The organism is Gemmatimonadota bacterium, from assembly GCA_016712265.1.
In the GTDB taxonomy this organism is placed as follows: domain Bacteria; phylum Gemmatimonadota; class Gemmatimonadetes; order Gemmatimonadales; family Gemmatimonadaceae; genus RBC101.
The window spans coordinates 894,616-906,152 of the sequence record JADJRJ010000028.1 but is presented as its reverse complement, the minus strand read 5'-3'; the positions used below and the strand labels follow the sequence as shown (position 1 = coordinate 906,152).

7 protein-coding genes are annotated in these 11,537 nt (G+C 68.2%); 4 read left to right on the top strand and 3 right to left on the bottom strand.

All coding sequences use genetic code 11. The features are described from left to right. The first annotated feature begins 91 nt into the window (after positions 1 to 91). The 3 genes from IPK85_10715 to IPK85_10705 all read left to right on the top strand — a co-directional run bounded on the left by IPK85_10715 (position 92) and on the right by IPK85_10705 (position 3,327). On the top strand, positions 92 to 913 hold the full coding sequence (locus tag IPK85_10715; protein MBK8247855.1) for a hypothetical protein: 822 nt from the start codon (positions 92 to 94) through the stop codon (positions 911 to 913). A gap of 5 nt (positions 914 to 918) precedes the next feature. After that, positions 919 to 2,037 carry an o-succinylbenzoate synthase gene (menC, locus tag IPK85_10710; protein ID MBK8247854.1) on the top strand — a complete coding sequence of 373 codons (1,119 nt, stop codon included), beginning with the start codon at positions 919 to 921 and terminating at the stop codon, positions 2,035 to 2,037. Positions 2,038 to 2,130: 93 nt separating this feature from the next. After that, on the top strand, positions 2,131 to 3,327 hold the full coding sequence (locus tag IPK85_10705) for an amidohydrolase (GenBank protein MBK8247853.1): 1,197 nt from the start codon (positions 2,131 to 2,133) through the stop codon (positions 3,325 to 3,327). On the opposite strand, the gene IPK85_10700 is transcribed toward IPK85_10705, so the two are convergent. The 3 genes from IPK85_10700 to IPK85_10690 all read right to left on the bottom strand — a co-directional run bounded on the left by IPK85_10700 (position 3,324) and on the right by IPK85_10690 (position 10,073). Further along, positions 3,324 to 5,846, bottom strand: a complete 2,523-nt coding sequence (locus IPK85_10700; GenBank protein MBK8247852.1) for a serine/threonine protein kinase — start codon at positions 5,844 to 5,846, stop codon at positions 3,324 to 3,326. The two genes, IPK85_10705 and IPK85_10700, sit on opposite strands and share 4 nt — an antisense overlap. 172 nt (positions 5,847 to 6,018) lie before the next feature. Then, positions 6,019 to 7,641 (bottom strand): D-aminoacylase, encoded by a 1,623-nt coding sequence (locus IPK85_10695; GenBank protein ID MBK8247851.1) that lies wholly within the window; start codon positions 7,639 to 7,641, stop codon positions 6,019 to 6,021. Positions 7,642 to 7,826: 185 nt separating this feature from the next. After that, on the bottom strand, positions 7,827 to 10,073 hold the full coding sequence (locus IPK85_10690) for a M28 family peptidase (protein ID MBK8247850.1): 2,247 nt from the start codon (positions 10,071 to 10,073) through the stop codon (positions 7,827 to 7,829). Between the two features lie 249 nt (positions 10,074 to 10,322). Here IPK85_10690 and IPK85_10685 point away from each other — a divergent pair, with 249 nt between their 5' ends. Beyond that, positions 10,323 to 11,498, top strand: a complete 1,176-nt coding sequence (locus IPK85_10685; protein MBK8247849.1) for a TonB family protein — start codon at positions 10,323 to 10,325, stop codon at positions 11,496 to 11,498. The last annotated feature ends 39 nt before the right edge of the window (positions 11,499 to 11,537 follow it).

Sequence of the window (11,537 nt, the reverse complement as noted above, 5' to 3'; positions counted from 1 at the left end):
TCTCCTGCCAGTCTTACGTTGGATTTGTATACAAAACGGTCCTGCACTGATCTACAGCTTTCAGGACCCGCCGCAAGCCCAACCCGTTCTCATGGCCTCCACTCCCCCGATCACCATCCGCGAGCTGGCGACGCTCGAGGAGTATCAGGCGTGTGTCGCCCTCCAGGAGGCCACTTGGGGTGAGGGTTTCTCCGAGCGGGTGCCCAGCGCCATCCTGCGGGTCAGCCAGAAGATCGGGGGCGTGACCGCCGGCGCGTTCGACGCGGACGGCCGGATGCTCGGTTTTGTCTTCGGGATGACCGGGATCCGGGACGGACGTCTGGCGCATTGGTCCGACATGCTGGCGGTGCGAGAAGATGCCCGCGGCCATCACATCGGCGAGTTGCTCAAGCAGTACCAGCGTGAGCGGTGCGTGGCCCTCGGCGTCCAGGTCATGTACTGGACCTTTGACCCGTTGGTCGCCCGCAACGCGCACCTCAACCTCAACAAGCTTGGCGCGCGCGCAAGTGACTACGCCGAGGATATGTACGGATCAAACACGGGGAGCACCCTGCACGGCGCCGTCCCCACCGACCGATTCATCGCGGCGTGGGACCTGACCCGCCCCTCCCACCCCGTGCGCGGCGCGGACCTGCCGGCCGCAGGTGATGTGGCACTCCCCCTCGTGAATCCGCTCGACGACCACGGCCGTCCGATGGTCCGTGACACCGGCAGCGCGCCCAGCGTGCGCCTTCAGGTTCCGGCGGATGCCGAGTCCCTTCGGGCGCATGGCGCCGACTTGCCGCTCGTCTGGCGGCTGGCGGTGCGACGCGCCGTGGTGCCCCTCCTGGCGCGAGGATACGCCGTCACGCGCTTCGTCCGCGCCCACGAAGGCACCCTGCCCTACTACGTCCTCTCCCACTCCCCGGCCTGACTGCCATGCTGCAGATCGTTCGCCTGACCCTGCGCGAGATCACGCTCCCGCTCAAGGAACCCTTCCAGATTTCCTCGGGAACGATGTCCGCCCGCCGGATCGTCCTGATTGAGCTGGAAGACGCCAGCGGGGCGACGTCGTGGGGTGAATGTGTGGCCGATGACGCACCGAATTACCTGCCGGACGTCGTGGACTCGTGCTGGCCTATGCTCGTCCGCTGGGTCGCCCCGCGCATCATCGGGCGGAAATTTGGATCTCCGGCTGAGGTCCACGCGGAACTCGACCGCGGCTTTCGCGGGCACAACATGGCCAAGGCGGCCGTCGAGATGGGGATGTGGGGCGTCGAGGCCGAGCGCCTGGGGATCCCCCTCGCCCGCCTTATCGGCGGAACGCGCGAGAGGGTGGACGTGGGGATCTCGCTGGGGATCCAGCCCTCACCGGAGGCCCTCGTCGAGAAGGTGCGCGGTGCCCTCGCCGAGGGCTACCGCAAGGTGAAGATCAAGATCGGCCCAGGGAAGGACGTCGACTTCGTGCGCGCCGCGCGCCAGGCGTTCCCGGATGCGCCCTTAATGGCAGACGCAAACAACGCGTACACGCTCGACGACATCGACACGTTTGTTGCGATGGACGACCTCAACCTGATGATGTTCGAGCAGCCCTTGGCGTGGGACGACATCGTGCGCCATGCCGAGCTGCAGAAACAGCTCAAGACGCCGATCTGCCTCGACGAGTCCATTACCTGCCTCGAGCGCGCGCAAGACATGGTGACCCTCGGTAGCGGCCGGATCATCAACATCAAGCCAGGGCGCGTCGGTGGATTCACAGCCTCCATCGCCATTCACGACTTCTGCGCATCACACGGGCTCCCGGTCTGGTGCGGCGGGATGCTGGAAAGCGGGATCGGCCGTGCGTACAACATCGCGCTCGCGTCGCTGCCCAACTTCAAGAAGCCGGGCGACATCAGCCCAAGTGCGCGGTACTGGGCCCGCGACGTGGTCACCCCGGAATGGACGATGGGACCCGACGGCACGACGCGGGTTCCGCTCGACCGCCCGGGCATCGGCGTCACGGTGGACCGCGATCGGATCGACGACCTGACGGTGCGGGTGGAGACGCTGGCGTAGGGACTGGACGGCAGACGGTCGACGGGGCACCGAAGGCGAAGACGCAGCCGATCCACATTGGCGATTGGCTGGACGGCGCATAGGGGGATTCACGTGTCAAACGAACTACCTGCGATCACGCACGCTCGCGCGTGCTTCAGTGCGGCGCAGGTCGATGCGCTCTACGCCCTCCGCCGCGACCTGCATGCCCATCCCGAGCTCTCGTGGCAGGAACATCGCACGGCCGCGCGCCTCGAGGAGATGCTGTACTCGCTTGGGGCCCGCGACATTCGCCGTGTGGCCGGAACCGGGGTGACCGCCGTGGTGCCGGGCTCCGATCCGGCGGCACCGCGCGTCGCCCTCCGCGGGGACATCGACGCCCTTCCAATCCACGAGGCGACCGGCCTCCCCTACCCCTCCACCTGCGACGGTGTGATGCACGCCTGCGGGCACGACGTCCACGCGACCTGGACCATTGCGGCCGCCATGTCGTTGCTGGACCGACCAGCGCGTTCGGACGTGCTGGTCGTCCTCCAGCCAGCCGAAGAAGTTGGGACGGGCGCACGCGCGATGTTGGACGCCGGGGCACTCGACCGCGTGGCCGCCATTTTCGGCGGCCATGTCGACCGCCGGTTTGCCGTGGGAGAGGTCATTGCCGAGCCGGGACCACTCGCGGCGTCGGCCGACATGTTCACCCTCGAAGTCCGCGGCCGCGGAGCGCACGGCGCGCGGCCGCATGAGTCGGCCGACCCCATTGTCGCCGCGGCCGCGATCGTCACCGCGTTGCAGACGATCGTCGCGCGACGGCTCGATCCCGCCGCGCCGGCCGTGGTCACGGTTGGGTCCATCCACGGCGGGGTGGCTTCCAACGTCATTCCCGAGTTGGTGACCATGACGGGGACGCTGCGCGCCATGGATCCGGTCACCCGCCAGCGCCTGCTGGACGAGGTCGCCCGCCTGGCGACCGCCGTCGGCGAAGCCCATGGCGTGCAGGTGAACGCGCTCATGGAACGGGGCACGCCGCCCATCGTGAATCCGGCGCGCGAAGCCGGGTGGGCGCGCGCGGCAGCTGATCGCGCGTTAGGCACGGGGGCGGTGGTCCCCTTCGGGATCACCAACATGGGCGGCGAGGACTTCGCCTTCTACATGGAGCGGATTCCCGGCTGCTTCCTGCGGATCGGGGCGCGCGAGGCGGGCGGCGAACGGATCGCCGCGCACAACCCGCGCTTCTACGCGCACGACGAGGCGATCCTGGTCGGGGGTGCTGTCCTCGCCGAATGCGCGCGCGTGGCCGCGGACGCCCTGGCCTAACGAAACAGGAAGGCGAGGTCGCGCCGAATCGCCTCGAGGGTCCCGACCGGGAGAGGCTGGCTGAGCAACACCTTGCCCTGAGGGTCCGCCACCTCGACGCGCCAGCCGGCGCCCGCACGGAAGTCGAGTCCGGAGTACGACGCAAGCGCCGCGGTCGGAATGGCGTTCTTGCCATTGCTCGTCAGGGCGGGAATACGCGCCGTTTCGATCGGAGCAACCAGGGAGTCCCCACGGAAGAGGCGCACCGTCGCCGCCTCGGCGTTGCGGAAGTTTTCCGGCTTTGGGGGCCACTTGAGGAATGTCGCCTTCGCGTGCGACGCGTACAGGACGACAACCGCGCGCCGCTCCGCGACCGTGGCCTTCCATGACGTCCATGCCCCGATCGGGTCGAGGGCGCCATTCACGTTCATGGGATTGGCCGCCTCATCCAGCCGGCGCTGCATAACGAGCGGCGTCATGGCCAGCAGGGTGACGTCACGCTGGGTCAGCTGATACTGCGCGATGTTGGCGTCCACGGCCTTGAGGGCAGCATCCGACAACTCGCTGCGCGGGACGGCCCGCGACGGCCAGATGGGGATCACCTCGCTCGGCGGTGTGCGTCCACCCACCGCGCCCCGGGCGCGAGTGACCGCCTCACCGAGGACGCCCTGGGCCACGACACGGTTGCCATCGACGAGCCCCACGACCTGGTGCGACCGAAGCGCCACGACCACGCTCCCGTTCGCCGACCGCGGCAGGATCGCCAGGGTGAGGGCCGGCGTCACGGTCGCCACGGTGGTCACCACGCGCTCGCCGTCGTCCCGGCCACTCGCGGGAAGGAGGATCACCGAGTCGCCGACCGCAGGAGATGCCGCCGCCACCGAGAGGGGCGCACACCGCGTGCACTTCCTCACGTTGATCTGCAAGGTGGCGAGCCCCGTGGCCCGGTCCAGTGACAACACGGGCACACGAATACGCGTGTTCGCGTCGTGGAAGACGTCGACCGTGCTGTCGGTTCCCACCAGGGAGGCCGCGGTGACGGCGAGGCCATCGCGGTCCAGCAGGACGGCGGCACCGCGACGACTTCCGGCGGACTGCCACGCGGCCACGGTCGCGCGCCGTGCTGCGCCGACGACGCTGTCCATCGTGACCGCGGGCGACGCCGCAGGTGCGGCAGGGGCGACCTCCACCGAATCCGCCGGAGGGGTCAGGGCGGCAGTGGACGCAATGGCCGGGGGCGCGGCCGGCACCGGGGGACGATCGCGCTGGAACCAGAGCCAACCCGCCGCGGCGAGGATGCCGGCCCCTCCAACGATCGGCAGAAGGGGCGACCGGCGGGGCGGTGCTCCACCACCACGCGCGGCCTGCGGTGGTGGTGTGGCCGGTGGATCCGCGACGATGGGCGCCATCACCGCCGTGGCGGCGGTCGGGGTCGGTACGGCCGGCCTCGCGACCGTGGGCGTCTTCGCCGGCACCGCACTCAACCCGGAAGGTGGCGTCGCCCCCTCCAGGGCGAGCCCGCCGCGCACCGGCGTCGGGTGTCGCTGGGACAGGGCCACCATGTACGATTGCTCGATCTCGCCGAGCGGCATCTGCATCACGGCCGCGTCCAGCTCGGCGACAAATTCCATCGGGTCGGCGTGACGCTGCTCGGGATCGGGAGCCAAGGCACGATCAAACGCCGCTTGCAGGCTTTCCGGCCACACCACACCGGTCCGGTGAGTCGCGAGGCGCTTCGGCTTGCCCGTCAGGCGAGAGACCAACGACTCGCCGCTGGAGCTGTCCGAATAAGCGCCACCGCCGGTGAGCATCTTGTACGCCATCAAGGCGAGGGCGTACAGGTCACTCCGGCCATCCATTTCATCGCCCGAGAGCTGCTCCGGACTCATGTAGTCCGGGGTGCCCACGACCAGCCCCGTCGACGTGAACTGCTGCGTCTGTCGGTTCATCGCTCGGGCGATGCCGAAATCCACGAGCTTCACAACGTCGGTGCCGTGCTTGGAGCGGGCGACCATGACGTTGTCCGGCTTGAGGTCACGGTGCAGGATGCCCATCCCATGGGCTGCGGTGAGTGCCTCCGCCACCTGCCGCACGATCTCCGCCGTGCGCACGACATTCAGGTAGCCCTCGCGCTGCAGGATACGCGACAGCGGTTCGCCGTCGACGTATTCCATGGCCAGGTAGACCACGCGCTCGGCCGTTTCTCCGAAGTCGTAGACGGCCGCCACGTTGGGGTGCGAAATCTGCGACGCGTTCTCGGCCTCCCGATGAAAGCGGCCGACCGCGACCGGATCGCCGAGCATCCACGGGCGCATGAGCTTGAGCGCGACCTTGCGCTTCATGCGCACGTGCTCGGCAAGGTAGACCTCGCCCATTCCGCCCTCGCCCAGCTTCTCCTGCACCAGGAAACGGTCCGCGATCACCGTCCCGATGATGGAGGCTCCGGCCGACGCGATCAGCGCCGCGCCGTCAACCGTGCAGAACCGGTCGTCAGCGCCATAGAGCTTGCCACATTGCGGGCAGGTCTTGGCGTCGGTCATTCGGGGAGGGGAATGGCAGGGGCTGCCGGAAGGTAATGAGGGAGAATCGAGGGTGCGTTCGCAGTCCCGTGAGAGAACGCGTTCAAACTCCGGGCCACGGCTCACCCGCCGCTCGCGTTGCGCGCGGCGGGCGAGCGGGCGACCGGGCAGTCAGGGACCGACAGCCTGGCCACTAGCCCGTCCAGCCCGGGCCTCGAAGGGTCTTGCCAGGCTTGGCGTTCGTGTGGCGGGCGTCGCGAAGCACGCGCACGCCATTTACCCACACCTGTTCGACCCCGCGACTCAGCTGGTGCGGCCGCTCTGGGGTTGCGACGTCAATGATGGTCTTCTCATCAAACAAGACCACATCGGCCTTCATCCCCTCGCGCAACAGCCCGCGATCCCCAAGGTTCAACCGGGCGGCGACGGCCCCGGACATCCGACGCACGGCATCCTCAAGGGTGAGCAGGCGTTGTTCGCGGACGTAACGGCCGAGGATGCGCGGATAGGTGCCGTAGGCTCGCGGGTGCACAACCCCTCGGGCGCTGTCCGGATCAACGCCCCCGGCGTCGGTGCCGATCACTACGAACGGATACCGGAGCTGCATCCGCACGTTCTCCTCGGACATGGTGAAGTTGATCTTGGACAGGTCGCGCCCCTCGGCGAGCATCAACTCGATGATGGCTTCGGCCCAGGGCTTGCCCAGATCCGCGGCGATCTCGTTGAGGAACTTCCCTTCGTACTTCGCGTGCTGGGGCTTGCCGAAATTGGCGACCATGTAGGCCGAGGGGCCCTCCAGCTGGCACAGCGGCGCGCCATTCATGTCGGTCATGTCGCGGACGATGCGCGCCCGCAAGGAGGCATCTCGCAGGTTGTCCCAGAGCTTGCCATTCTCCGACGTCCAATCGGGGAGGCACTCGCCAAGGTTGTTCCCGCTGAACGGGTAGGGATACATGGTGCCGGCCACATCCATCCCCGTCGCGCGCGCGGAGTCGATCTTCGCCATCATCCCCGGGGCCTTGTGCCAGTTGCGCTTGTTCGAAGCCTTGAGGTGGTAGATGTTGAGTGCCACGCCGCCCTCGCGGGCAATGCGGAACGCCTCGTCCATCGCCTCGAAGAGGGAGTCGTCTTCGGAGCGCATGTGGGTGATGTAGTTCCCCTGGAACGGCGCCATGGCTTTCGCCATCTCGATCAACTCGGTGGTCGAGGCGTAGGCGCCCGGCGGGTAGATGAGCGCGGACGAGATGCCAAACGCTCCGTCCATCATGGCGTTGCGCACCACGGCGCGCATCGTGTCGAGCCGGGCGGCATCGGGCATTCCCGGTGCCTGCGCCATGGCATAGGCGCGCACGGTGGTCGCCCCGAGGTACGACCCGACGTTGATGGAGTTCCCGTTCGCCTCGATGGCGCGCAGCCAGGTGTCGAAGCCGCGGGGGCCCCTGAACGAGCGCTGCAGCTCGGCGCGGCGCGGCGTCATCTGCGCGATCCCTTCCAGGGCCTCGAAGGCTGCATTTGAGGGGGCCGGTGTGGTGGCCTCACCGAGGATTTGGCTCGTGACCCCCTGCGTGACCATCGACGGCACGCGTCCATCGCGCCACAGCACCGCGTCCCAGCTGTGTCCCTGGATGTCGATGAAGCCCGGGGCCACGACCTTGCCGTTGGCGCTCACGCGCTCCCGCGCGACGGCCGTGCGCAGGGCGCCCGCCGGCCGCACGGCGGCGATGCGATCGCCCCGCAGCCCTACATCGCCGTAGAAGTACGAATTGCCGGTGCCGTCCACGACCTTCGCGTTCTCGATGACCACGTCGTAGGGCACGCGGTCGAGGGCGGCGCCGAGGGTGGCGGGTGGGGTGCAGGCGGCGGTGATGAGGAGGGGCCACAACCACTGCGCGGCACGTGAGGCACGAGCAGCACGGGGAGCACGGGGAGCACGCGACCAGCAAGCCCTGACGCGTGCTGCCCCGCTTTCGTGCTGCCTGTGCTTCATCTGTGGAAGCTCCCTCATCGTCCCTCCAGCGTTGCGGAAATCGCCGCGATCTGCCCGGCCGCCGCCTCGATCGCCCGCGAGAGCCGTGCGACCTCGCGCTCGGCGGCCGTCCATTCCTTCAGTTCAATGGCCTCGCGAACGCCGGGGAGCGTCTTCACGCCATATCCCGTGTAGAGCCCGGGGGCGTACAGCAGGTGGCGATACCACGGGCGCTTCGGGAGCCCCTCGTTGGAGGTAAAGGCGCGCTCGACATCGCGCAGCATGGCGTTGGCGCGCGTGTGCTGCAGGGCCGTCGTGCTGCCCAGCAGGGCGGAGCCTAACGCACGCTCATACCGCGCGGCCATGCGGGCCAGGGAATCGACGGCATTCTCCAGCGGGGCAAAGTTGAGGTGCGGGGGCAGGGGCTCGCGCACGGGGTGCGTGAGCGGCGCCTTGGGGTCTTCCGTGGCGACAAAGACGCCCTCATCCACCATGCGGTTGGTCTCCGCCACGCGCCCTGCCACTTCGTCGCGCAGGGTCTTCACCTCGGCGACGTACCCGCGAATCGTCTCCGCGAGGTTGTTGAACTGGTACGGCAACACGTCGGCGCTCGCCAACCGCATGACGGCGATGCCGGTGACCTGCGAGAGCGCTCGACCGTAGGCATAGTCGGTGTCGCTGAAGCGCTCGTACCACTGGGGGGTGTCGTACACCGAGTGATAGATGCCGCCCCCGTCCTCCCCACCAAAGCCGAGGTTGAGCGAGGCGATCCCCAGGTGCTGGATAAACGGCGTGTAGTCCGAGCCAGAGCCCAGGGCCCCGATGCGCAGGTCGGAGCGCTCACGCGCCTCGCGCTTCTGCACGGGCCCCCCGTTGCGAATCACCTGCGCCTGGAGCCGCTTCCAGACGGGGAGCTTGGTCTCCGGGTCTTCCACCTCTCGGGCGACTTCATTGATGAAGCGTTCGAGGGAGTGTGAGCCGCCGGCGCCGAGGTACCCCCGGCCATTGCCATCTGTGTTGATGTAGGCCACGGCCTTCTGGCGCAACTCGTCGCGATGGTGCTCCGCCCACTCGGTGGATCCGAGCAACGCCGGCTCCTCGGCGTCCCACCCGGCGTACACGATCGTGCGCTTCGGTCGCCAGCCCTGCTTGTACAGCTCGCCCATCGCGCGCGCCTCCTCCAGCTCCGCCGCCATCCCGGCGATCGGGTCCTGCGCGCCATTCACCCAACCGTCGATATGGTTGCCGCGCACGATCCACTCATCCGGGGCCGTTGCCCCGCGAAGTGTGGCCACGACGTTGTAGACGGGGGTGAGCTTCCAGTCATGTTCCACCGCGAGGCGCACACGGGCAGGCCCGCCGCCACCAAGTCGGTAGGTGATCGGCAGCGCGCCGCGCCAGGCCTCGGGCGCCACGGGCCCCTGCATGGCCGCGAGCAGCGGCTGCGCGTCTTCGTATGAAATGGGGAGGACCGGGATCTTCATGATCGTGGCGGCGTTCGCGCGATCGATGCGCGGCGCGTCCTGCGTCGCCCCGTGCCCGATGGTCAGCGGATCACCGGGGGCGACCGGCATGTCGAGGACCGACCCCCGCTGGATCCCCTCCTTGGGACGCCACGGGCCCTTCGGGTACACGTCGCCTTGGGCGTAGCCGTCGTCCTTCGGGTCCGAGAAGATGATGCAACCGATGGCCCCGTTCTCGAACGCCACCTTGGGCTTGATCCCGCGCCAGGAGCCGCCGTAGCGCGCGATGACGATCGCTCCTTTCACGGAAATGCCGCGGCGCGCGAGCTCCTCATAGTCCGCCGGCACACCGTAGTTCACGTAGACCAGCGGTCCGGTCACGTCACCGTCCCCGGAGAAGGCGTTGTACCCCGGGAGCTGTTCCGACTTGTAGTTCGTCGCCGGGTCTTCCTTGAGGACCGGCTCATCGAGCCGGGCGACGTACTTCGTGGGGGCGACCAGCTCCAGTCGCCGGGTGCGCGGTGTCGGAAATAACACGTGATACACCGCCAAATCGGCGTCCCATCCCCAAGACCTGAACAAGTCCCGCATGTACTCCGAATTTTCCTTCTGGTAGGGCGACCCGACGTGGTGGGGTCGGGCGCTCAACCGGCGGAGGTAATCGCGCTGGCGAGCGGCGTCCGGAATGGCCTTGAAGCGGCCCTCCCACTCCCGCTGCTGGCGGGCGGCGTCCGGGGCGAAACCGCGGATGCCAGCCGGCGGTTGAAGTGGCAGCGCGAGCAGTGCGACAATAGCCAGACGGGTAGGGACGGACAGCATGGATGGGATGGGTGGGGGCTGAACCGAAGTTGACCTCCGGGCGGATCGTGGGGAATGGGGCAGTTTGTTGTCCCGGGGAAGGCAAAACTCTGTCTGGTGGAGTTCACAGGTAGGGCATAGGTTGAATTCTGGCGCTGCGGACCCCACCCCCGATGCTGCGCCGACCCCGGGGAAATTCCGGGGGTAGTACCGGTGATTCCCCCCAGTCGCGGTCCCTCGCTGCGTTCCGCGAGAGATCGGGAGGTCCGCATGTCGTATGCCACATTCGCGCACCGCGTGCGCGCCGTCTGTGCCGTTGTCGCCTGCGTGAGTACCGGCCTGGCGATCCCAGGCACGCTCCGCGCGCAGCGTGGGGAGGTCGGGACCGGGGGCATCAAGGGCCTGGTGCGAGACTCGTTAGGCCAACCGGTGGCCGGGGCACAGATCGCGGTCGCCGGTACGAGCCTCGTGGTGGAGAGCGACGACAACGGGGAGTTCCTGCTCGCCAAGGCGGCGCCGGGCGAGACCTCGCTTCGGATCCGCCGGATCGGCTTTCGCCCGGATACGGTGCGTGTCAGCGTCCTTGCCGGGGAAACGGCCGCGGCCGACGTGACCTTGACGCGCCTCGCGATCGAACTCGACCCGCTGGTGGTCGTTGGCCGCCGCAATGTGTCGGGTCGGATCGCCGGCTTCTACGAGCGGATGAGTCGTGGGTCAGGCGGCCACTTCCTCACGCGCGAGGCAATCGAGCGCCGCAACCCCGTCAACATGACGGACCTCTTCCGCATGATTCCCGGTGCGCAGGTCCAGAGCCGCGGTTTTGGGCGGACGGTCGTCCGCTTTCGCGGCGGACGCACAGCGCCGCTCGTTTGGCTTGACGGCACGCCGCTGTATGCCGCCGAGTTCGACCTGGACTCGGTCGATCCCCGCACGTTCGAAGGCGTGGAGATCTACTCAGGGCCAGCCAGCGTACCGGCGGAGTTCCAGGGCAATCGAGCGATCAGCAGCTCGGGCGGAACGATCATCCTGTGGACGAAGGAAGGCGAGCTGCGCACGAAGAAGCGCAAGAAGGACCAACTCTCACCTGCCGCGATTATCGAGCGCATGGTGGAGGCGAAGACGGTGTTCACCGCCTCCGAGGTGGACGCCCCCGCCGCCCCGGACTCTTCCGACTTGATCCGGCCGGTGTATCCGGACTCGATGTTCATGAACGCCATCCCGGGCCGCACCATGGTCGAGTTCGTCGTGGACGCGACGGGTGACGTGAACATGGACACCTTCAGCATCGTGACCGCATCCCACCCCCAGTTCGGCGAGGCGGTCCGGCGCGCCGTGAAGGACCAGCGGTACAAGCCGGCGCGACGGAATGGGCGGGCGGTGCAGCAGGTGGTGCAGCAGCCATTCGACTTCGTGCCGGACTCGACGATACTGCGGCGGAGGCGATAGGCCGGGCGGAAAGGTCAACGGCCAGGGCGAAGCACGAGG

Coding starts and splice junctions, on each gene's coding strand:
- menC (MBK8247854.1), top strand. CDS start 919: ATGCTGCAGATCGTTCGCCTGACCCTGCGCGAGATCACGCTCCCGCTC.
- IPK85_10685 (MBK8247849.1), top strand. CDS start 10,323: ATGTCGTATGCCACATTCGCGCACCGCGTGCGCGCCGTCTGTGCCGTT.
- IPK85_10715 (MBK8247855.1), top strand. CDS start 92: ATGGCCTCCACTCCCCCGATCACCATCCGCGAGCTGGCGACGCTCGAG.
- IPK85_10690 (MBK8247850.1), bottom strand. CDS start 10,073: ATGCTGTCCGTCCCTACCCGTCTGGCTATTGTCGCACTGCTCGCGCTG.
- IPK85_10700 (MBK8247852.1), bottom strand. CDS start 5,846: ATGACCGACGCCAAGACCTGCCCGCAATGTGGCAAGCTCTATGGCGCT.